This window comes from Robiginitalea myxolifaciens (genome assembly GCF_900115205.1).
Taxonomy (GTDB): domain Bacteria; phylum Bacteroidota; class Bacteroidia; order Flavobacteriales; family Flavobacteriaceae; genus Robiginitalea; species Robiginitalea myxolifaciens.
The window spans coordinates 424397-447442 of record NZ_FOYQ01000002.1; the positions used below are offsets into that span (position 1 = coordinate 424397).

At 48.6% G+C, this 23046-nt stretch carries 21 protein-coding genes; 14 read left to right on the top strand and 7 right to left on the bottom strand.

Annotation, left to right across the window (positions count from 1 at the left end):
- Positions 1–165: 165 nt before the first annotated feature.
- Entirely contained in the window at positions 166–3456 is a 3291-nt protein-coding gene (gene ccsA / locus BM318_RS10000) for a cytochrome c biogenesis protein CcsA (RefSeq protein WP_092982476.1), read from the bottom strand.
- A 59-nt stretch (positions 3457–3515) separates the two neighbouring features.
- Between ccsA and BM318_RS10005 the strand changes: the two genes are divergently transcribed.
- The 7 genes from BM318_RS10005 (at position 3516) to BM318_RS10035 (ending at position 11322) form a co-directional block, all read left to right on the top strand.
- Positions 3516–4280 carry a Rossmann-like and DUF2520 domain-containing protein gene (locus BM318_RS10005; protein WP_177218296.1) on the top strand — a complete coding sequence of 255 codons (765 nt, stop codon included), beginning with the start codon at positions 3516–3518 and terminating at the stop codon, positions 4278–4280.
- A gap of 9 nt (positions 4281–4289) precedes the next feature.
- Entirely contained in the window at positions 4290–4811 is a 522-nt protein-coding gene (locus tag BM318_RS10010) for a KdsC family phosphatase (RefSeq protein ID WP_092982478.1), read from the top strand.
- 1 nt (position 4812) lies between these two features.
- On the top strand, positions 4813–5388 hold the full coding sequence (locus BM318_RS10015) for a Maf family nucleotide pyrophosphatase (protein WP_092983488.1): 576 nt from the start codon (positions 4813–4815) through the stop codon (positions 5386–5388).
- 23 nt (positions 5389–5411) lie between these two features.
- Positions 5412–6335, top strand: coding sequence for a septum formation inhibitor Maf (locus tag BM318_RS10020; protein ID WP_092982479.1), 924 nt, complete (start codon positions 5412–5414; stop codon positions 6333–6335).
- Positions 6301–6870 carry a mechanosensitive ion channel domain-containing protein gene (locus BM318_RS10025; RefSeq protein WP_245759803.1) on the top strand — a complete coding sequence of 190 codons (570 nt, stop codon included), beginning with the start codon at positions 6301–6303 and terminating at the stop codon, positions 6868–6870. The genes BM318_RS10020 and BM318_RS10025 overlap by 35 nt, the downstream gene beginning before the upstream one ends.
- Positions 6871–6976: 106 nt before the next feature.
- Entirely contained in the window at positions 6977–9511 is a 2535-nt protein-coding gene (locus BM318_RS10030; RefSeq protein ID WP_092982481.1) for a PIG-L family deacetylase, read from the top strand.
- Positions 9512–9615: 104 nt separating this feature from the next.
- Positions 9616–11322: a sodium:solute symporter family protein gene (locus tag BM318_RS10035; protein ID WP_092982482.1), complete on the top strand. Its 1707-nt coding sequence runs from the start codon at positions 9616–9618 to the stop codon at positions 11320–11322.
- 48 nt (positions 11323–11370) lie between these two features.
- Here the strand turns inward: BM318_RS10035 and BM318_RS10040 are convergent, their stop codons facing one another.
- Entirely contained in the window at positions 11371–12213 is an 843-nt protein-coding gene (locus tag BM318_RS10040) for a DUF2911 domain-containing protein (protein WP_092982483.1), read from the bottom strand.
- A 72-nt stretch (positions 12214–12285) separates the two neighbouring features.
- Complete coding sequence (locus tag BM318_RS14440; protein WP_177218298.1) at positions 12286–13512, bottom strand: hypothetical protein; 1227 nt, start codon at positions 13510–13512, stop codon at positions 12286–12288.
- A 157-nt stretch (positions 13513–13669) separates the two neighbouring features.
- Here BM318_RS14440 and BM318_RS10050 point away from each other — a divergent pair, with 157 nt between their 5' ends.
- Genes BM318_RS10050 through BM318_RS10060 form a run of 3 tightly spaced genes read left to right on the top strand, consistent with a single transcriptional unit; the run spans position 13670 to position 16172 of the window.
- The gene (locus tag BM318_RS10050) at positions 13670–14167 is read left to right on the top strand and encodes an SRPBCC family protein (protein ID WP_092982485.1); all 498 of its coding nucleotides are present in this window, start codon (positions 13670–13672) and stop codon (positions 14165–14167) included.
- 6 nt (positions 14168–14173) lie between these two features.
- Complete coding sequence (locus BM318_RS10055) at positions 14174–14866, top strand: SDR family NAD(P)-dependent oxidoreductase (RefSeq protein ID WP_092982486.1); 693 nt, start codon at positions 14174–14176, stop codon at positions 14864–14866.
- A 1-nt stretch (position 14867) separates the two neighbouring features.
- On the top strand, positions 14868–16172 hold the full coding sequence (locus tag BM318_RS10060) for a cryptochrome/photolyase family protein (RefSeq protein WP_092982487.1): 1305 nt from the start codon (positions 14868–14870) through the stop codon (positions 16170–16172).
- 26 nt (positions 16173–16198) lie between these two features.
- Here BM318_RS10060 and BM318_RS10065 read toward each other — a convergent pair whose 3' ends face one another.
- A complete protein-coding gene (locus tag BM318_RS10065) occupies positions 16199–17251 on the bottom strand; it encodes a DUF6340 family protein (protein ID WP_143099961.1) in 1053 nt (350 codons plus the stop codon).
- Positions 17252–17363: 112 nt separating this feature from the next.
- Here BM318_RS10065 and BM318_RS10070 point away from each other — a divergent pair, with 112 nt between their 5' ends.
- From BM318_RS10070 to BM318_RS10085, 4 genes are read left to right on the top strand one after another with little or no spacing between them, the layout of a single operon-like run.
- On the top strand, positions 17364–18803 hold the full coding sequence (locus BM318_RS10070; RefSeq protein WP_092982489.1) for an amidohydrolase: 1440 nt from the start codon (positions 17364–17366) through the stop codon (positions 18801–18803).
- Between the two features lie 44 nt (positions 18804–18847).
- Positions 18848–19141, top strand: coding sequence for a GNAT family N-acetyltransferase (locus BM318_RS10075; protein ID WP_092982490.1), 294 nt, complete (start codon positions 18848–18850; stop codon positions 19139–19141).
- Between the two features lie 13 nt (positions 19142–19154).
- Positions 19155–19583: a (4Fe-4S)-binding protein gene (locus tag BM318_RS10080; protein WP_092982491.1), complete on the top strand. Its 429-nt coding sequence runs from the start codon at positions 19155–19157 to the stop codon at positions 19581–19583.
- Positions 19583–20596, top strand: coding sequence for a pirin family protein (locus BM318_RS10085; protein WP_092982492.1), 1014 nt, complete (start codon positions 19583–19585; stop codon positions 20594–20596). Before BM318_RS10080 ends, BM318_RS10085 begins: the two co-directional genes overlap by 1 nt.
- A 19-nt stretch (positions 20597–20615) precedes the next feature.
- Here BM318_RS10085 and murA read toward each other — a convergent pair whose 3' ends face one another.
- The 3 genes from murA to BM318_RS10100 all read right to left on the bottom strand — a co-directional run bounded on the left by murA (position 20616) and on the right by BM318_RS10100 (position 22962).
- Positions 20616–21923 (bottom strand): UDP-N-acetylglucosamine 1-carboxyvinyltransferase, encoded by a 1308-nt coding sequence (gene murA, locus BM318_RS10090; protein WP_092982493.1) that lies wholly within the window; start codon positions 21921–21923, stop codon positions 20616–20618.
- 3 nt (positions 21924–21926) lie between these two features.
- Positions 21927–22577: a DUF4290 domain-containing protein gene (locus BM318_RS10095; RefSeq protein ID WP_092983489.1), complete on the bottom strand. Its 651-nt coding sequence runs from the start codon at positions 22575–22577 to the stop codon at positions 21927–21929.
- Between the two features lie 97 nt (positions 22578–22674).
- On the bottom strand, positions 22675–22962 hold the full coding sequence (locus BM318_RS10100; protein WP_092982494.1) for a DUF493 family protein: 288 nt from the start codon (positions 22960–22962) through the stop codon (positions 22675–22677).
- Positions 22963–23046: the final 84 nt, after the last annotated feature.

Genomic DNA, 23046 nt, shown 5'->3' on the forward strand with positions numbered 1-23046 from the left:
TGGTAAAGGATTACCGGAAACTGACGTCTTGCCGCAGGATTAAGGGGCATTGAAGTCTGTATTTCCAGTCTTTTCCGGGAAGTTCCGGAAGGATCGCGAAGGGCTTCTTAATCAATCATAGTCCGCAAATATTGCGAAAAAATCTGAATCCGGCCTAAAACCAAGCTATTTTTTATGGTAATGCACCTGGTATCTCCAACGACTGAGGACGCCCAGGATGAGCACCCCTAACAGGGTGTACCACACAAAAGAAGGGGTAATCACCTGTGCTCCGCTTGCATAACTGTGCAGGCCGGCTAGGTAAAAGTTAACCCCGAAATAGGTCATCATTATGGAACTGAAAGCGAGTATGCTCAGGAAGTTAAAGGTCCAGTTGCCCCGGAGTCCGGGAATCAATCGGGTGTGTATCACAAAAGCGTATACCATTATGGAAATGAGCGCCCAGGTTTCCTTGGGATCCCAACCCCAGTAACGCCCCCAGCTTTCATTGGCCCATTGTCCGCCGAGAAAGTTTCCAATAGTCAACATCACCAGGCCTACGGTAAGCGACAGTTCGTTGATAACCGTTAGTTCCCGCAGATTGAGCTTCATGCGCTCCCTGTTCTTTTTCGTAGTGAGCAATATTAGAATTAGGGAGACTACCCCGAGGATCATACCCACGGTCAGCGGTCCATAACTTCCCACAATCACGGCCACGTGTATCATTAACCAGTAGCTGTCCAGCACCGGTTGCAAGTTCGCAATGGCGGGATCTACCCAGCTCTGATGCGCAATCCAAAGCAACATAGAAGTTACGAAAGCCGAAGCGGCAATAGTCATATCGCTCTTTCGGCCCAGCGCCAGCCCCATGGCCATTGTAGCCCAGCTTACATAGAGAATACTCTCATATGCGTCGCTCCAGGGCGCGTGACCTGATATATACCAGCGTAGCACCAGGCCAATGGTGTGCCAGAAAAACAACAGCCAAATCACCCCTTTGAAGAAGAAATTCCCGATATCCCAAATTCGCCGCTCCCGGAAAATCTGGAAGACCAGTACAAAAAACAGCAACAAGCCGCTGAGGGCATAGTATTTATAAAGCCGGTTAAATATGTCCAGCTTGTTGTAGACAACTTCTGTTTCGATTCGGTTATCGGAGGGGCGGACGGCACTTCCGTGGTTCAATTGATTCTGCCGGAAAGCAGCCAACAGTTTGTCCGCTTCTGAATAATCCCCGGTCTGTTGCGCCTGCTGCAGAGTCATCAGGTAAAAATTCATGGAATTGCGGATGAAGTTGGAATACAAGGTATCCCGCACCACGTAGTCTCCTGTAGCATAATCCGGAGCAGAAATCCATTTGTTATTGGAGTCGTCAATCAGGGGGAATATTTTGAGGATTTCGCCGCTCAAAGCACGGTTTAAGAGCCCCAGGCGGAAGTAGGCATCCTTAAAATCCTGTTGGAATTTGTCCGGAGTATTCGTGGCAAAGGCCTCCCTGAGAACGGGATCCAGTTTGTTTTGTGCATTCTCGTCAAAGAATTCAATGAGCCTGACATATTCCCGGTCCTTGGGAACGCCTATCATGCTTCGGATACTATCGTTTTGGGTTTTCTTGTCCAGCGCAATAAACTCTGCAACAGTCCAGAGGTTGGGCTGCATGAGCATAGACAGCAATACCTGGTCCGAACTGAGTCCGTTGTAGGTGCTTTTAAAACTGATCTTCCGAAGTAACTCGGAGGAAAAGGTATTCACCGGCTTCATCCGTCCTCCGTCGTCCTGGATCACGAGGTGGCCAAAGGCTTCAGCCTGCTCCAAAGGTATGGCCGTTGCAAGAATAAGGGAATCGATGAGTTCCTTTGGCGGGAGTTGCCGGTGCAAATGATCCTGTTCAACAGCTGGGTTCAACGCGGCTGCTTCTGTTTGCGAATTCGAAACAGGTGGTGAGTTGACTGGGATCGCGGCCTGGGGATCCGTACCCTGGGTTTGTTGAGCCTGTACCTGCGTTACTCCCAGCAGCATACCCAGAAAGAACAGACCAGCAGCGGCCTGTCTTGCTTTTTTCTTCTTCAGTTTTTCCAGCTGCGCCCCGAGATCTTTAAATCGGGTTTTCCCAAAGAACATAATGCCCATAAGCCCTATGTACAGCAGGAAATATCCAATGTAGGTGATCCAGGTCCCCCACCAATCGTGATTCACCGAAAGTACCGTGCCTTTTTCGTCAGGGCTGAAGCTCGCCTGGAAGAATCGATACCCCTTATGGTCGAGAACATGGTTCATGTATATGTCATAATCAAACGGACGCTCTCCGCCCAGGCTGTCCCGTACCGTTATCTTACTCATAAAGGAGGCATACCCCTGCTCGGTTCCCGGATATTTCTCCGCAATAAAATCGTTGAGGGTAATGCTGAATGGCAGTTCATAAACCTTGGAACCGTAGGAACCGCGTACCTGCAATCCCCCTATGGTACTGGGCTCATTGTACTCGGCCCTTCCCTTACTCCCCAGGAGCTTTAACTGTTGGGTCTCCGAACCAATGGTGACGTCGACCAGCAAGGCATCCAGGTCATTGTCGGTGCGCTCATTTTCAGGGATAGCTACCACATCATACCGACCGCGCACCGGGGGATCGGGAAGCACAAACTGCTGACTCCCAAGGGTGTATAAGGATCGCATTTGTAACTGCTGAATACTATCTGCGGCCACTACCCCGCTGAATTGATCTGCCATCCGCATAAAGCTTCCGGCAAAAGGGGATTCTATACTTTGTATGCTATCGTTAATGATAATATTGACAGCTCCGGCCTGCCGGTTGTTATAGGTAAACAGGATGTTGTGGATATTCGCAATTTCCCCTTCCTTCAGGTAGTGTTCATGCCGGGTTCCTCCTCCCGATTCAACCACCTTCAGGTATTGGTCTCCAGCCGGATCGGGTACAATTCCCAATTCCGCACCCTTTACGAAGCCTGCGTAATCAACGCGGACAGGAGTCCCGTCGAAATCGGTATTCCAGGGCAGTCCTGATTTAAGCGCTTCTTCGGTAACAATGATTTCCTCCTGCAAGGGTTTCCGCATGGTCTGCCCATTCATTTCCCCATCGACTAATAACGTCAGGTAGGTTTTATCCGAATAGAAAACCCGCTCCGTTGCGCCTTCCCGAATAGGCATCATGCCTTCGAAACTTATATATCGGGTAATGGCCGCTCCTACGATTATGAGAATCCAACTCAGGTGGAGGAGTAAGACGGGCCATTTTTTCCATTGGAGCAGTCGATATCGCTGGATATTCCCGAAAAAGTTGACAACGAAAAGCACCATAATACCTTCGAACCACCAGGTATTATAGATCCATACTCGTGCCGTTTCTGTACTATACCAACTTTCTATAAAGGTCCCGAAGGCCATGGCTACAGCCAATCCAAGGAATAGCACGGCCATAAATCGGGTAGAAAACAAGAATTTCTCGAAGGCTTTCAGCATAAGATTCAGACGCAATTTTGAGTGCAAAAATAGTGCATAATGGCGTATTTTTGCTACCTGTGCAACGGATTGCTATTATCGGAAGTGGAAACCTCGGGGTAAACCTGGCCTATTCGCTGGAAAAGGCAGCGGGTTTGGACTTTGCAGGGATTTACGGGCGGAAAGAACGAGACTTCCGTGGTTCTGACTGGCAGGTTAGGATTCAACGCCTGGATACCCGTCTGCCTCAGGCCGATTGCTATTTCCTGGCGCTTCCAGACGATTCCCTGGCAAGCTTCACCGCTTCTTTTGATTTCGGGGATTCCCTGGTTGTCCATCATTCCGGGGCAAAGGCATTGTCCGAGATTGAATCAGCAAAGCATACGGCGGTATTTTATCCTTTGCAGACCTTTTCTGCAGACAGGATTATAGGTTTAGAGGATGTTCCGGTCTTTCTGGAGGCCACATCGGCACCAACGTTACGCGATCTCGAAAACCTTGCAGGCGCTTTAGGCGCTAAAACACATCATGCGAATTCTGAGCAACGATTGCGTTTGCACCTGGCGGCAGTCCTTGCCAATAATTTTAGCAACCACCTGATTTATTTGGCTCAAAACATTTTGGAAGGGTCCGGACTTGCCGGGGATAGTCTTAATCCTTTACTTGAAGAGACTTTTAGTAAAGCATTAAAAATAGGCGCTTTTGACGCACAAACAGGGCCTGCCCGCAGGGGTGATGAGAACACCATCGCCCGGCATCTCGGATTGCTGGATACCCCGGCGCTTCGGACGCTTTATCGCCATTTAAGTGACAGTATCATTGAAACCTATTCCAACAAAAAGTAACAGCACACCATGAACTATAAAGAGAAACTCAAGGACGTAACCACTTTTGTTTTTGATGTCGACGGCGTTTTCACCGATAGCTCCATCCTGATCACCACCTCAGGAGAACTGCTGCGGAAAATGAGTGTGCGCGATGGTTTTGCCGTGAAAACAGCTATTGATAAAGGGTATCGGGTTTGCGTTATTAGTGGAGGTTCCAATGAAGGCGTCCGCCAGCGTTTAAAAGGATTAGGGGTTACCGATATCTTTCTGGGCGCGGGTTACAAGGAAGAAGTACTTCGTGACTACATACTGGATTATGAACTGAAGCAGGGGGAATTGCTTTATATGGGGGATGACATTCCGGATCTTCCTGCTATGAAACTTTGTGGAATTGCCACCTGCCCGCAAAACGCGGCACCTGAAATAAAGGCAGTGAGTGATTACATTTCCCATTTCAACGGCGGCCAGGGCTGTGTCCGGGATATCGTTGAGCAGGTGCTCAAAGTTCGTGGCGACTGGGAGAATCACTTTAATGCTTCTAACGACTAATATCATGCATATCATACTCGGCTCAGCCTCCCCGCGCAGAAAAGCCTTGCTCGAAGCTTTGGGCTATTCGTTCGAGGTGCAAACGCAAGACGGACCCGAGGACTACCCCACGGAATTAAAAGGCAGTGAAATCACAGATTTCCTGGCCCAAACCAAGGCGAGCCGGATTATGACGGATGTTCCACCCAACACCGTACTATTGACGGCGGACACCATTGTATGGATGGAAAATCGCGTACTGGAAAAACCACGTAGCTCCGGGGAAGCCCGCCGAACCCTGCTGGAATTATCGGGTAAGACCCATGAAGTAATTACCTCAGTTTGCTTTCGAACTTCCTCCCAGACGTGGGTATCCCATGCGATAACCGAGGTCGAATTCGCTGCATTGAGTCAGGAGGAATGCGACTACTATATAGAGGCCGGTAATCCTATGGATAAAGCGGGAGCCTATGGTATACAGGAATGGATTGGGATGATTGGAGTTGTATCTATAAAAGGCTCCTACACCAATGTCATGGGCCTTCCTACCCATTTGGTTTACAGAACCCTAAAAGAGCTGGCAACCGCCGGATTTTGAGTAACTTTAGTAAAAACTGCAAGATGAGACTGAACTATTTGATACCTGTAATAATCCTGGCACTCTTCTGGAATTGCACAGAAACTCCGGAACAATCCGAAGTTGTCGATGCCCCCGAAGAAGCAGCTGCCAAACCCTTCCCCCTGAGCGCCGAATTCAGATCGTATTGGTATGCCGGGCAGGCGGAGCTCACCTCATACGAGCTCAGTCAGGCGAGATATGGAGAACTTCGGGATGGGGAAGCTGTACTGATATATGTAACGGAACCGTTTGACCCGGTGAAACAAGTCAAAGACGATCGTACAGACAGCAGTACAGTATCCGTACTGAAGTTAAACAGAACCAAGAAATTCTTAACGGGCCTTTACCCCTATTCCATAATGAGTAGCATCTTTTATCCTGTTGGGGATCATATGGGTGCCAGCAAGATTTCGACCTCGGTTCAAGAGTGGTGCGGACATGTCTATACCCAGCTAAATCGCAGGGACTCCTTGCAAGTAATTGGGCACAGTTATTTCGAAAGCGAAGGCGAACAGGATTTTAAGCTTCCTCTTGAAATTACGGAGGATGAACTCTGGATGCGCCTGCGCATTGCACCGGAAAGACTTCCCCTGGGCGAACTTCGGGCCGTTCCTTCTCTGGAGTATCTTCGCCTTAAACATCAACCGATCCGCGCATATACCGTACAGGCTACCCTGAGTGATCCCGGAGCACAGCGTACGTACACCCTGACCTACCCTGAGCTGAACCGCACCCTGCAGATCCATTTCGAAGGTGAGTTCCCTTATGGAATCAAAGGGTGGTCAGAAACCTATCCGGACGGTTTTGGTGCGGGGGCGAAGATGCTGACGACCACCGCAACACGCAAGAACCGACTACTAACCCCCTATTGGACTAAAAACAGTAACGCCGATGTTATTCTTCGCGATAGCCTGGGCCTCGACTAAGCATATGGAGAGCTTCCTTTCGAACTACCAAAATGAATTACTCACCACCCTGGTGTGTATTATAATCATATTGATTTCCAGAACCCTGGCACTCAAGACTATTCGCAGAATTGGCAGGATAAGCAGCCTCAATGAAGTGCGTACCCGATTGATCAGCAAGTATATACTCATTATGCATAGTGTATTGCTGATCGTAGCGCTGGTCTTTATCTGGGGGATAAATATCAAGGACCTGGGATTGATTTTCTCCTCGGTTTTTGCGGTGATTGGCGTTGCCCTGTTCGCTACCTGGTCTATTCTCAGTAACGTAACTGCGGGAATTATCCTGTTTTTTAGTTTTCCCTATAAAATCGGCGACCGCATAAGAATCCATGATAAAGAATTAGAGGAAAAGGTAGACTATACTATTGAGGATATCCGGGGATTTCACGTTCATCTGCGCAAACCTGGCGGGGAGCTCGTTACCTACCCAAATAGTCTTTTTCTTCAAAAAGCGGTCACCCAGCTTCCCCCAGAAATCGACAGTGAGTTCTAGACTTGCGATTTTGTTTAATCTTCGATGTTAAAGAAGTTTTAAAGCTACAGCGCCTGCGGTCAAAATCTCCCTATCTTTGAGGTGAACCACCGCTAACAAGCCAGACATGATTGCCATCCTGAAGAGGGCCACACTGTTCTTTGCGTTTCTTCCACTTCTTCTTTCGGCGCAACGTGCGTCTACCAGCAGTTCAGTAGATCTCTATAACGACCTGCAAAAATTAAACTTTCTCGGGTCAGCACTTTATGTGGCAGCCCACCCCGACGACGAGAATACGCGCCTCATTTCTTATTTGTCTAACGCGGTACATGCCCGGACAGCCTATCTTTCGTTAACTCGCGGAGATGGAGGTCAAAACCTCATCGGTCCGGAATTACGGGAGCTTCTAGGCGTACTGCGGACTCAGGAATTGTTGGCAGCTCGAAATGTAGATGGTGGTGAACAATTTTTTAGCAGGGCTGTGGATTTCGGGTATTCCAAACACCCCGATGAAACCCTCAACATATGGGAAAAAGACGAGGTTCTTGCCGATGTAGTCCGCATTATTCGTCAATTCAGGCCGGATGTAATCGTAAACCGATTTGATCACCGAACTCCGGGAACTACCCACGGGCATCATACAGCTTCGGCTATGTTGAGTACCGAAGCCTTTGCACTTACCGGAGATTCCAACGCCTATCCCGAACAATTGGAAACCCTGGATACCTGGCAACCCAAGCGTATCTTTCACAATACCTCCTGGTGGTTCTACGGAAGTGAAGAGCGCTTCCTGGAGGCGATGAAGGAACGGGATTTAGTGCAATTAGACGTCGGTGTCTATTATCCTGAACGCGGGCTTTCCAATAATGAAATTGCCTCAATGGCCAGTAGCCAGCACCTTTGTCAGGGCTTTGGGCGTCCGTTGCGCAGGGGCTCGGAAGGAGAATTTCTGGAGCTTATCGAAGGAATGCCACTCAGCGGTAACGACCTTTTCGAGGGAATTGATACCAGCTGGGGGCGGATCGCAGGTGGTTCGGCCGTGGGAGCAATCCTCTACCCCATTGCAGAGAACTTTAATTTTGCCAATCCTGCAGCGCACTTACCCAAACTCCTGGAAGCCTATCAAAAATTAAGCGGTTTAGAACCAGGGTTTTGGCGGGATCGTAAATTAATAGAACTCAAAAACCTCATCGTTGGGACTGCTGGGCTGTACCTCGAGGCCTCATCTCAGGAATCCACCGGGGTCCCTGGCGCAACAGCCAGAGTTTCCATAGAACTGATAAACCGCAGTGAGGCTGCGGTAAAACTTTTGGGGATAACTGGCAACAGCGGAATGCAGGTCGACACCACCCTGAACCTCACCCAAAACAAACGCCATGTGCTTCCGGTGACGCTCAACATTGACAAAGACCAACAACTTACAGGGCCTTACTGGCTACGAGATGCGGCCACCCTGGGTATGTACAATGTTCCTGAGGAAGGTCTTATCGGCAAACCAGAAACTCCGGCAGCCTTCTCCGTTGATTTGAATATTGAGATTGAAGGTAATTCAATGCACATAAACTTGCCGGTAATTCACCGGTATGCGGAGCCCGACAAAGGTGAGCGATACAAACAATTCGACATAGTTCCGCCTGTTACCGCTGGATTTACAGAGACAGTTGTGATCTTTCCCAACGAATTGGCACAACCCGTGCAAGTTAGTTTGAAGGCACAGGCAGCCGGACAACAGGGCACCTTGAAATTGAATATCCCGGAAGGCTGGTCCGTAAATCCGGCTCAATACAATTTTAGCCTGGCCACCGCAGGAGAGGAAAAGGATTTCACCTTTGAAGTCCTTCCCCCTAATAATGCAAGCGAAGGGAGTATCCGACCCGAAATCCAAATTGAAGGCGAAATATATGACCGGGAATTGATAACTATAGCCTATGATCATGTACCAACCCAACTGGTACTCATGCCAGCACAGGTTCGCGTAGTACGCCTGGACGTTCAAAAGAAAGGGCAGCATATCGGTTATATTATGGGAGCGGGTGACGCAGTCCCTGAATCTCTGGAAGCCATTGGCTATACGGTACATCGCCTTGAAGTAGACGATATCAGTGCCGAAGCCCTTCAGGGTATGGACGCTGTTGTGCTGGGTATCCGGGCCTACAATGTATTGGATGACCTTCCTTTTAAGAATCCAGTGCTCCTGGAATACGTAGCGCAGGGAGGAACCATGATTACCCAATACAATACCTCCGGACGCGGCCCCCGGGATTTTTCTTCCCTGAGTCCTTACGCCTTACAATTGTCCAGGGACCGGGTTTCGGATGAAAATGCGAAAGTGAGCCTGCTTGCAGGGGACCATCCCGTGCTGAATTTCCCAAACAAAATTACAGAAGCCGACTTTGAGGGCTGGGTACAGGAACGCGGACTGTACTTCCCCGACAGTTGGGATAGTCAGTTTACGCCTATTCTGGGTATGAATGATCCCGGGGAATCTCGCAAAGACGGTAGTCTCCTTGTGGCCCCCTACGGAGAAGGTCATTACATTTACACCGGACTGAGCTTTTTCCGGGAACTGCCCGCCGGAGTACCCGGAGCCTTTAAGCTCTTTACCAATATGCTGTCTATCGGAGCAGAAGAACCAAAAGAAGATCGTGAAATTAAGGGATGAAATGAAGGAAAAAATGGTATGGAAGCGCGAGTATACGCTCGTGCTCATCCTCAATGCCATTTATTTTCTGGTGTTCTATTTTATCATGACCTCAAACGCCTGATATGGGATCTTTAGACTGGATCATACTTGCTGGCACCTTACTTTTTATCGTAGCCTATGGGGTATGGAAAACCCGGGGGAGCCAAAGCGTAGAAGACTATGTGCAGGGCGGCAAGAAAGCCAAATGGTTAACCGTAGGGCTCTCGGTAATGGCTACTCAGGCCAGTGCGATCACATTCTTATCCACTCCGGGGCAAGCCTTTCACGATGGGATGGGCTTTGTTCAATTTTATTTTGGGCTGCCACTGGCAATGATTATAATTTGTCTGGTTTTTGTTCCAATCTACCATCATCTCAAAGTCTATACCGCCTATGAATTCCTGGAACGACGGTTCGACTTAAAGACAAGAACCCTGGCAGCTGTCCTGTTTCTTATCCAGCGTGGACTCTCTGCGGGAATCACCATTTTTGCGCCTTCGATAATCCTATCAGCTGTGCTGGGATGGGACCTGACAATCCTGAATATCGTAATCGGGATATTGGTAATCATTTACACCGTCTCCGGAGGAACTAAAGCGGTCAACGTTACCCAGAAGCAACAGATGTTTATCATCATGCTGGGGATGTTTATGGCATTCTTTTTCATTCTCGGGTATCTGCCCACCGACCTTACCTTTGGCAAAGCCCTTAAGGTGGCCGGGGCAAGCGAAAAACTGAATATCCTCAATTTTGACTTCGATACGGATAGCCGGTACACCTTCTGGAGCGGAATTACTGGGGGAATGTTCCTGATGCTGGCGTATTTCGGAACCGATCAGAGTCAGGTTCAGCGTTACCTATCCGGCAAGTCCGTGCGCGAAAGTCAATTGGGACTTATTTTCAACGGAATCCTCAAAATCCCTATGCAATTCTTTATTCTGCTGGTCGGGGTTATGGTTTTCGTTTTCTATCAGTACAATCCTTCTCCCCTGAACTTTAACCCGGCTGCGACTCAAAGTGTCCTGGATTCGGAATATGCCGAGGAGTACCAGGTGCTGGAAACCGCCCACAGGGAACTGGAGGTGGAAAAGAAGATGGCGCAGGAAAACTTTTCAGCTGCCCTTGACCTCAAGGAATACACGGCAACCGTAGATGCCAAGCAAAAGATCCTCGAGATAAACCGCAAGGAACAGAATAACCGGGAGGCTGCCCGGGAAATGATTGCGAAAGCAGATCCTGGAGCTGAAACGAATGACAAGGACTATGTCTTTATCCACTTTATCCTGAATTACCTGCCACGGGGATTGATTGGCCTGTTACTGGCCGTAATTCTCTCCGCAGCCATGTCGTCAACCGCTTCCGAGCTCAATGCCCTGGGTACGATTTCCGCCCTTGACCTGTACAAGCGAAATACACACCAGGTAATGGATCAGAAACACTATCTCAAGGTAAGCCGGTTCTTTACGCTGCTTTGGGGCGTTATTGCCATACTCATTGCCTGCTTTGCCAATCTGTTCGACAACTTAATCCAGCTAGTGAATATTATTGGTTCCATATTCTATGGAAATGTCCTGGGTATATTTTTGCTGGCTTTTTTCGTACGCTATGTACGCGGGAATTCGGTGTTTGTGGCAGCCCTGATCACTCAGGTCATCGTGATAGTAATCTGGTACCTCGACTGGATGTCTTACCTCTGGCTCAATGCCGTAGGTTGTGTTGTAGTTATGTTGTTGGCGCTCATCATAGAGAGTTTTGACCGCCTCTTGCAACAGGAGCCTGCCGAGCTATAAAAAAACCCGGCCTTTGAGCCGGGTCTTTGATCCTGTATTTATGTCCAATTACATTGCGCCCCACTCTTTGAGGCTGTCTTTGTTCATTTTGATGTAATCGTTGTTGCCCGCATCTTCGGCCGCGGCCAGGGATTTTTTGGCGGCTGCAATAGCGCCTTTGGTATCGCCCATAGCAGCATAGATCAATGACTGACGGCGGGACATCCAGAATGCCTTTGGATTGGCAGCGACTGCCTTGTCAATCCATTCTTTGGCCTTAGCCAGATCCATCCCTTCGTCGTGGTAGTAGGAAGCTGCCTGGAAATAATCATTGGCAGAAGGTCCCGACATTACCGCTTCAACGCTGGCCTGGGCCTTGGTTGCCGTAGGAACTTCAAAAGGGACACCTACATATACGTTTTCCCAAAGCATACCAATGACAGCACCGTTATTGGTAAGGTTATCGATTGTGATGGTAAAGGTTTGCACCGGATCCTCCATTTTGTATACCTGGGTTGTGGCAGTGGCGGCTACTTTGCTATCATCCCATTTACGGGGCAATCCGCCATTATTTGTATCCGTGTAGAAATAGACTTCCCAGCTATCCATACCTGGTTTGGTGTAGATGGCGTACGTCCCTGCTTCCAGAGTCGTTCCTGACACGGTAACCGGATCGCTGAAGCTAATGGTCGTATTCATATTGGCTCCCGTACGCCAAATGGCATCATAAGGGACCAAATCTCCGAAAATAGTACGCCCGCGCATCGAGGGGCGGGAATATTCTACTGTAACCTGGGTGAGGCCAACGGTTTGTTTCATCATCGATGAAGGACTGGGTTGTGGGACCTGGATCTGTCCCCAGCTCATCAGACCGCTCAAAAGTGCGGCCGCAAGTAAGAAAGTTTGTTTCATGGCTCTTGAGATTTATCACCTCAAAGCTATGAAGTTGCGATGCTGCGGTTTGTTAAAGAAACCTTAAAAGAATCAGTATCTGATGAACGGCCGGGATAAGGTTTGTTCCCGCAGGTAAAGGGTAAAATAGTATATGGAAGTACCCAGGCCTGATACATCCATTTCCGCAATCCGAATTTCCGGCCCTTCCTCATATCGAATCCGGCGTCCTGCAGAATCGTATATAGCCCTTGCGAGCAGCTCGTTGGTGCTACCGTGAGCATATTCCAAGAGGCCACTGAAGGGTCTGCCAAATAGCCGCAATTCATCACTGGCTAACTGGGGTTGATAACCTCCAAATCCAGGATTGGGAGCGCCACCTCCTCCCGGTTCTTCCCCACCGGGTTCTTCTCCTCCTGGTTCCTCCCCTCCCGGCTCTTCTCCGGTAGGGTCACCATCTGCAAATTCTACCCGGAATACTGAGGCCTGGAGGCTTACAAAAGCATTGGTAAACGACTCGGTACTGAACAAATAGATACCAGGAGCTGATGCCAGAAGTCCTTCGGCCTGGCCAAAGCCAATTTCCAGTGGTTCCCGTACAGTTTCAGTTGGGAAAAGCAGGCCATCTGCGCCGAGCGGAAGCCGAACCATAAACGGTTGCAGTTGATTACTGTAGCCGAGAAGGGCAATCCCGCTTCCATCGGAAAACGGATGTCCGGCAGTGATTAACCCGCCAATAGACAGTTCGCCGATACGCTCCGCCTGATAATCGCCAGGGACTTTAGGCAACCTGTAGATAACCGTTCCCCCAGACTGCCATTGTTTGGTAAAAATCAAGAGGTCATCGCCGCGAACCACCAGCGCCTCGGCATCCCAATCGCTATTCTGGCCCCCGCTAAAATCCGTTTGATCTTCGTAGCTATAGCTAATGATTTCAGGGGTCACCGAAGTTCCTGAACGTAGGGCGTCCAAAGAAACGCGTAGTATTTTCAAATCCTGGCGCTGTCCCAGGTTATTCCCGATATCTCCGATATAGATGAAATTGTCGTCCACGGCAATGTCCTCCCAATCCGTATTGGTCACCCCTGTGATCTCAATGGTTCTTAGAAGCGCAAAATTATCGGCATCCAGCTCATATAATACGGCCTCATTCCCACTGTCGTTATGGGTAATCAAACGATCGTCAAGGCCTAATAATCCCGAGCTCTCTCCTACCTCTTCCGGGAGATTGCCCAGCAGGGTTACCTGAGGCTGACTATAGGCTAAGGCACCTAGTAGACCAAAGCTCCAGAATAGCATGTACGACGCCGATCTTAGCATGCCGAAAAGTTACGAAATGCTCCGGGATCACCGCAAAAATTAGTCCTTCGCAGTCTATTCTCGATAAAGGGTTTACGGGTATTTTAATTTATGTTTAACCTTAATTTCTTTTAGTTAAACAAAATCCACTGTAACTTGCGTGTGTTATTAATCATCCATGGGTCACTACCAAATTCGCGCCGCTCAAAATCTTTCCTGCACTCCTGCTGAAGCCTGGGAATTTCTCAGTAATCCCGGTAATTTACAGCGGATTACCCCACCCAAGATGAAGTTTGAAATCCTGGACGGGTTGGCAGAAAACATGTTTGCCGGGCAAATCATTCACTACAAGGTTTCCCCCTTCAAAGGATTTAAAACTCATTGGGTTACGGAGATTACCCATGTTAAAGAAGGCGAATACTTCGTCGATGAACAGCGATTTGGACCCTATGCATTCTGGCACCATCAACATCGCATAGAAGCCATATCGGGAGGAACCCGGATGGAGGATATCGTAAATTATAAATTACCGCTAGGGCCGCTTGGCGATCTAGCCCACGGGCTTTTTGTCAAAAGGCAGCTCAAGGAAATATTTGCCTACCGCGAGGCGGAATTACTCCGTCGCTTTGGAAAGGCCGAAAGCGGAACGGATCAATTATCATTTAAAAAACTATAGGAATACATGTCTAAAAACGTACTTATTATTGGGGGAACTTCCGGCATTGGAAGGGAACTTGTAGAATTACTAAAATCAGATTATAACGTCTACACGGCTTCCCGGGACGGTAGTGCCCTGGAAAATACAGGTATTCCGCATATTACCCTGGACGTAACAGGCGAAATACCAGAGGGTAATGGCCTTCCGGAACAACTCGACGGTTTTGTATACTGCCCCGGCAGTATCAACTTGAAACCGTTCAAAATGCTCAGCGAAGATGCCTTTCGCGAGGAAATGGAAATCAATTTCTTTGGACTCGTGAAGGTGCTCAATAAGATTATGCCACGATTCAATGAAGGGGCGAGCCTGGTGTTCTTCAGTACGGTAGCCGTTAAAAGTGGTATGCCCTTTCATACCAGCGTGGCAGCTGCCAAAGGAGCCGTGGAGGCCTTTGCCCGGTCTTTGGCCGCCGAGTATGCCCCTAAGCTACGCGTGAATGCAATCGCACCTTCACTGGTCGATACACCTTTGGCAGGCCGCCTGTTGAACAACGAGCAGAAAAGAGAAAAAATGGCGGAGCGTCATCCGCTACGTCGCACGGGAACCCCAGGAGATATTGCTCGTGCTGCTGCCTTCCTGCTTAGCAAAGAGAATGATTGGATTACCGGTCAAGTTCTTGGCGTAGACGGAGGACTCTCGACGCTGAACGTGAATTAGGATGGCGCAAAAGGTTTCCATATTCTGGTTCCGACGCGATTTGCGACTCGAAGACAACCATGGCTTGTATCGGGCATTGAATTCGGGCACGCGAATAATGCCAATCTTCATATTCGATCCGGAAATCCTAGATGAATTGCCAAAGGACGATGCGCGGGTCAATTTCATCATGCAAAACCTGCAGCAAATGCGGGATCACTTGCAGGCAAAACACGGAAGTTCGCTAGCTATTTATCATGGAAAACCTGAGGATGTTTTTGGTGAGCTTATAAAGGAGTGGGATGTTCAGGAAGTGTTTGCCAATCGGGATTATGAGCCTTACGCCCGGAAACGGGATAAACAGATCTGGGAATTGCTCGACAAACATGACATTCCCTTCAAAGGTTATAAGGATCAGGTAATTTTTGAAAAGTCCGAGGTTGTAAAGGACGACGGGGATCCCTATGTGGTCTACACTCCTTTCATGCGAAAATGGAAAGAGGAGTTTAAAAAAAGTGGTTATGAGCACTATCCCAGCGAGGAATACCTGCAGAACTGCTATGAACATTCGTTATTACCAAATCTCGCATTAAGCGATATTGGTTTTGAAGAATCTGCCATTAAGGTTCCTGAGTTCAATCTCTCCAGGGATTTAGTAGCCAATTACGAGGATACCCGGAATATTCCGGCAAAGGATGGCACTTCCCGGTTGGGCCCCCATCTGAGGTTTGGTACTATCTCTGTGCGCCAGGCCTTGAAAGAAGCCCTGAAGCCTGAGAATGAAACCTTTTGGAACGAACTTATCTGGCGTGAGTTTTTTATGCAAATCCTCTGGCATTTTCCACATACGACGAATAAGGCCTTCAAGGCTAAATACGACAACATAAAGTGGCGCAATAAAGAGGAGGAATTTGACAAGTGGAAAGCAGGAGAAACCGGATATGCCCTGGTCGATGCCGGTATGCGCGAATTAAATGAATCGGGCTATATGCACAACCGGGTACGCATGTTGGTCGCCAGTTTTCTTTGCAAGCATTTGCTGATCGACTGGCGCTGGGGGGAAGCCTATTTTGCTGAAAAATTACTCGACTATGAAATGGCCAGCAATGTAGGCAACTGGCAATGGGCCGCAGGTAGTGGAGTGGATGCCGCTCCGTATTTCCGGATCTTTAATCCAATTACCCAATTAGATAAATTCGATAAGCAGCGGACCTACGTTAATCATTGGGTGCCTGAATTTGGTACCGAAGCCTATCCGGAAAAAATGGTAGACCATAAAATGGCACGCGAGCGCTGCCTGGACACCTATAAAACTGCCCTGAACTAAGACAAAATTCCTTTTGAAGTAATGCTTTATTCAGGTGTGAGTCCGGAAAGCTGCATTTCCAACTCGGCCTGGGCAGCCAGTCGGCGCTCCAGAATTCTTATGTAACGCAGCGCTTCCCGATTGCCATAGATCGCATAGGCATCTTTAGCCCAGCTATGGGCGGCTTCCAGGTCGCCATTTATCTCATTGATGATAGCCATATTGTAATGGGCACGTCCGGCAATTTTGTCTTTGGGATGCGCGGTTTCGGCTTCCCACAACTGTGCCGCTTCATTCCAGGCACCCGTCTGTGCCAGTCGCTTGCCGCGTTCAAAAGAATCGTTACCCCGGACAAAATAATCACGTCCCACGCGGATTCTGGAAGGCTCTAAACGGCTGCCATGAACAAATCCGGTCTGGCGTGAAATATCGAGAACCCGTTCCTTGCGATTCCTGATGGATTCAAGGGCTTCTACCGGATTTATTCCCTGACCACTGACCCGCAGGTAGTCGGTGTATTCCCACTGATCTACAGGCAGGGGTACCTGGGGGAGATAAATGCGCCATCCACTCCTCAAAGCGGTGGTAAGATCCAATCGATGCATGGGAACCTTTACTGGGATGCCCAGGGTTCCCGTTACTTCCCGCATACCAATTTCGGCCCGGACCTGTGTAGCTGTATCATAATACGCCAGCGAAAAAACAGCGTCCAATCCATAGGTTGCACATAACTCGCGCAGTTGCTCCCGGCTGAGGGCAGCGGGCATGGCCAAAGTTCCTTTTGCCAGCTGAGGAAGGCTGTCCAGAATCACCACGGCTTCGAAGCGGTTCGATGTACGCAAGCGATCCGCTAATCCTTGCAGGGCTGCCTGGGATCCATCCCGATCGAGCTGCATGCCTTCTGCGCTCAGAATGGCATCTATTTTGGCCAGGGTACCCTTTCCTTCAGAGGGAATAGATCGATTGATAATCCCAACACGCTGAACATTCTTCGGTAAACTAACCACGGCGGGTTCAGTAACTGTCATACTCAGCCGGTGGGTAGCACTACATGAAAATAAAAGCAGGGACAAAAATCCCAGATACACTAAAGATCTCATTTGGGTGACTTTGGACTTCAATGGTTAAAACGAATCTGAAGCAAAAAATTGTTTTTTTTCGACCAACAGCAGCGGTTCGGCAATCCCATCCCTTTTTGATATCTTTAGAAATATGAAAAAACCACTCCTCCCTCTCCTATTGCTCGCCTTGTTTAGCGTATCCAGTTACGGACAAAAAATGAGCAAAACCAAGAAAGCCATCGTTGCCTCCATTGAAACTCATAAAGCCGAACTTATTTCCATAAGCGATTCGATTTGGGCTTTAGCCGAAACCGCGTTCGATGAAGATATCAGTTCAAAATTATTGGCCGCATATGCCGAGAAAAACGGTTTTACCGTTGAGCGTGGCGTTGCGGAAATGCCCACTGCATTTGTAGCGACTTATGGCAGTGGAAAACCCGTAATTTCCGTTCTCGGAGAATTCGATGCGCTTCCTGGAATATCCCAGAAAGCACAGCCGACCAAGGAAGCCCGTGTTCCCGGCGGTGCAGGCCACGGATGCGGACATAATTTATTCGGGACGGCCAGCCTGGCATCGGCCATTGCGATCAAGGAACGCATTGAAGCTGGCGACCTTCAGGGAACCATAAAATTTATGGGCACTCCCGCAGAAGAAAAGTTCTTTGGGAAAATCTGGATGGTTAAGGCGGGTATTTGGGACGATGTTGATGTCAACATTAGCTGGCACCCCAGTGCTTTAACGAAGGCAGATGTTCAAAGCAGTCTTGCCTTAATCGATTTTAAAGTAGAGTTTTATGGACAGGCCGCTCATGCCTCTTCAGATCCGTGGAACGGGCGCAGTGCTTCCGACGCATTAGAGCTCTATACTACCGGGATCAATTATTATCGTGAACATGTAAAACCAACGGTACGAATCCACTATCACATTCAAGATGGCGGTCAGGTAGTCAACGTAGTTCCCGATTACTCCAGGTTATGGGTACGGGTTCGGGATACCAAGCGCGAAGGCATGATGCCGGTTTACGAGCAGATTCAAAAAATGGCTGAAGGCGCGGCAATTATGGCCAATGTTGAATACAAGATCTCCCTGATTTCAGGAATATATGAAATACTGGTTAACAGGCGAGGTGGGGCAATAATGCAAGAAAATCTGGAATTACTCGGGCCTATTGAATACACGCCAGAAGAAATAACTTTTGGCAAGGGAATTCAAGAAGCCACTGGAAAGCCACTAGTGGGCCTGGACAGTGAAATCAGGCCACTGGAAGAAACACAGGAACACCCCATGGGAGGATCCACGGATGTTGGAGATGTCAGCTGGAACGTAGCCAATATCAACCTGGGAGTCACCGTTGCCCCCAAGGACACTCCCTGGCACTCCTGGGCTGTAGTAGCCTGCGGGGGAATGAGTATTGGACATAAAGGCATGCTACAGGCCGCTAAAGCCATGGCCATGACCATGGCTGATTTATTCGAGGATGATAAACTGGTAGAAGAAGTAAAGGCAGAATATATAGAGCGCAAAGGAAATACGGTTTACGAACCCATGATTCCGGAAGGTCCTCCGCCAATCAATGGCATCGAAGAATAAAATTGCACGAGTCTCAGGCGCCCAAATAACTAAAACAAATTACTATGGAACTTAACATAACAGACAATCCTGATCGAAAGCGATTTGAAGCCGTAGTCGGTGATCAGACGGCTTTCATAGAATACATTAAAACCCGGGAAAAAATCTACCTTACCCATACCGAGGTACCACAGGAATTATCCGGAAAGGGTATTGGAAAAGCACTGGTGAAGGGGGTTTTAGAGGAGGTAAAGCGCCTGGAACTGGAGCTTGTTCCCCTCTGCCCATTTGTCGCGCTATACATCAAACGAAACCCGGAATGGAAAGCGCTGGTTATGCGAGGTATAAATATCGATTAAATACGAATTATCCATGTCAGAAATAGTCAAAGAATACGCCAAGGGAGAGGACTTCGCAGTAATCTGGAAGCCCAGGAAATGTATTCATTCCGAGATCTGTGTCAAGACCTTGCCAGAAGTGTACAAGCCCAAGGACAAGCCCTGGATACGGCCGGAAAATGCAGCGGTTGAGGCCTTAAAAAAACAGATCGATCAGTGTCCTTCAGGAGCATTGACCTATCGCGATAGTGGTGCTTCCGCCGGAGATGAACCCCAGGCAGCAGCTCAAATCAAAGCCAAGGTAATCCCGGGAGGACCGGTCTTATTCGAAGGGGATATTGCCCTAGAGGTAAACGGCGAAAACCGGAAACTGGAAGGAAGTAATGCCTTCTGCCGTTGTGGTGCATCCACTAACAAACCTTTCTGCGATGGCAGTCATCGAAAAATAGATTTTGATTCCTAATGGCAAATAATCCAATAGAGATATTTCCCCTGGGGTTTCCGTGGAATACCCCGGACCCCTTCCTCTTCTGCGCGTATCACTACGATCAATACCCGGAAGGGAATAATGATTTAGGACCAGCTACAGGGGTATCTGGTCGGGCTTTGGGCAGCGATTTTGATCCCAATAATGCCTGGAGAATGTATCACGGAAAGACAGTTCCCGGATTTCCTGCCCACCCGCATTGTGGTTTCGAGACCATAACTATTGTTACTGAAGGATTATGCGATCATTCTGACTCACTCGGAGCAGCCGCTCGCTTTGGGCAGGGCGATGTGCAATGGATCACAACCGGGGATGGACTCCAGCACTCGGAAATGTTCCCCCTGGTCAATCAGGATAAGCCCAATCCCCTCGAATTATTCCAGATTTGGCTCAACCTGCCTGCAAAAAGTAAGCGGGTTTCCCCGTATTTCAAGATGTATTGGAAAGAGGAAGTTCCTGTGGTTCAGAAGGGAAATAGCTCAGTAACCCTGGTAGCAGGTAGTCTCGATGACGTCCAGGCACTTTCCCCACCACCCGACTCCTGGGCAGCAGCCCCTGAAAACGAAGTAGTTGTCGCCATAATCGATCTCGCAGCTGGCGAACAGCTGGAACTACCTCAATTGGGCGATATGGCGAATCGGAATCTTTATTTCTTCGAAGGGGAATCTCTTACACTTACGTCCCATTCCGCTGATGATAGCCAAACTCTAATGAAAGGTCAGGGCGTTTCCCTAAATAATGAGTACAGAACCCTGGTGGGAGGAAATGTGCTAAGCCGGTTGTTATGGCTGCAGGGATGTCCGATAAACGAACCGGTTGCCAAGTATGGCCCTTTTGTTATGAATACCCCGGAAGAAATCCAGCAAGCCATGAATCGTTTTCGCCGGACCCAATTCGGAGGATGGCCCTGGGATCAGCACGATCCTGTGCATCGGCCAGATAAAGGTCGCTTTGCCCAATTCCCCGATGGGGAGTTGGTCGAAAAGTAATCGCCTGGAATTCTGAAGGTTAAACCCGGGTAATCCGAGCTCCGATTGCCTGCAAACGCGTGTCTATGGCTTCGTAGCCCCGATCGATCTGCTCGATGTTGTGTATGGTGCTTTCACCTTTCGCCGACAATGCTGCAATGAGTAGCGATACCCCGGCGCGAATATCCGGTGAGGTCATGGTGGTTCCTTTCAGGGAAGATTTAAAATCATGTCCGATGACCGTTGCGCGGTGGGGATCACAAAGAATAATCTTCGCGCCCATATCCAATAACTTGTCGACAAAGAAGAGGCGGCTCTCGAACATTTTCTGGTGGATGAGGACTTCGCCACGTGCCTGGGTAGACACTACCAAAATGATACTCAGCAAATCCGGCGTAAGACCTGGCCAGGGAGCATCGGCAATGGTCAGGATAGATCCGTCGATATAGTTCTGGATTTCATAACCTTCGGTATGGGCTGGGATATAGATGTCATCCCCTTTTCGCTCCAGGGTAATCCCTAATTTTCCAAAAACTGAAGGAATAAGTCCAAGGTTTTCCCAGCTTACATTTTTGATCGTGAGCTCACTGCGCGTCATGGCGGCCAAACCAATCCAACTGCCAATCTCAATCATATCCGGCAACATGCGGTGGTCGGTTCCCCCTAATTTTTCCACCCCTTCGATGGTTAGCAAGTTTGAACCTACCCCGCTAATTCGAGCACCCATTCTGTTCAGCATATTGCAGAGCTGCTGCAGGTAAGGTTCGCATGCCGCGTTGTAAATAGTAGTAGTTCCTTCAGCAAGAACTGCGGCCATTACGATATTAGCGGTACCCGTAACTGAGGCTTCATCGAGCAACATGTAGGCACCTTTCAACTTTTTGGCTTCTACCCCGTAAAAGTATTCCTCCCGATTATATCGGAATGCTGCGCCCAGTTTTATGAATCCCTCAAAGTGGGTGTCTAGACGTCGGCGCCCAATTTTGTCGCCTCCGGGTTTTGGGATATATCCCTTTCCAAAGCGGGCCAGTAAAGGCCCTACCAACATAATGGAACCGCGTAGTCCACGACCATCCCGTTTAAAGGCTTCGGATTGCAGGTAATCGAGGTTTACCTCATCGGCTTTGAAGGTGTAGGAACCCTCTCCCTTTTTCTGGATTTTTACCCCCAGGTTTTCCAAAAGGGCAATGAGCTTATTGACATCGATGATGTCGGGAATGTTGCTGATTGTTACCGCTTCGGCGGTTAACAATACGGCACAAAGAATTTGTAGTGCTTCGTTTTTGGCTCCCTGAGGAGTAATTTCCCCCTGAAGGCGATGTCCACCTTCAATTTTAAATGTACCCATGGATTAGTAACGCTTTTTACCCCGGCTTCCGCGCTGTCCTTTTTTCTGAGAATTACTTCGGTTGGATTTGTTGCTGCGCTGCTTCAGGAACTGTCCGCTCTCTGTCAGGTTTTCACCATCAGCAGCCAAATCGATTTTTCCGTCGCTTAGCTCCAAAAGATGGGCAAAAATCACCTTGTCGTCTACCGTATCCTTATTCCAGTTCAGGTAACACTTTTTCATGTGGTTGGCGATAGCATATTCAAGGCCTGCCCGCTTGTCTCCTGCTTCCCACTTCACCGCCACGTCGATCATCCGCTTGATATTGTTTCCGTAAAAACGGTATTTCGGGTGGTTTTGAGGATAATCCAGGGGTTCGGGACGCGCTTCCAGGACTTCCTTACTCAGGACGGGATAAGGAGAATCAACATCCAACTTAAAATCGGACATGATAAATAATTGATCCCAAAGTTTATGCTGGAAATCGGGAACATCTCGCAAATGAGGTTGCATGTTACCCATTACGCTTATAATGGCCTGCGCCATTCGATTTCTTTCTTCGCGGTCTTCTAAAGCGACAGCGTGATCTACCATTTTCTGAAAATGGCGGCCGTACTCAGGAATGTGCAACGGTGGCCTTTCCGTATTATACTGGAGGTTGAAAACTTCGTTCAAAGTATATGTGCTGTAATTAACAATGAAGTAAAGCAAGGGAGTAGCTATTCCCTATGCGCTTTCAAAGAAACAAAATTAAAGCGAGAAACCCATGCAATCAGAGGGATATCACACCTTCTACCACGGAAACCTCCCGATACTTTTCGATAACCTCCTGTGGATTCTTCATGCGGACATTTACCGAAAGACTGGTGTATTTACCATTCCGGGATTGCTTGGATTTAATAACCGCACCCGTATTGTCGAAGATCCGGCTGATTTGTCGGGATTTATCCTCGTCGGTGGGGATAATAAACTTATACAGGTAATCCGAAGGCCATTGCGTGGAATTAGTGAGTTCCTGTTCCAGCCTGTTATAAAAGTCTTCGGGATTTTCTGTTGCCATTCCTTTTTTTTGCAAAGATACTGTATGTAATTACAGCTTGAAAATCGCCACAGTGATTTCCCGCTGCATGCGAGAATAACTAAA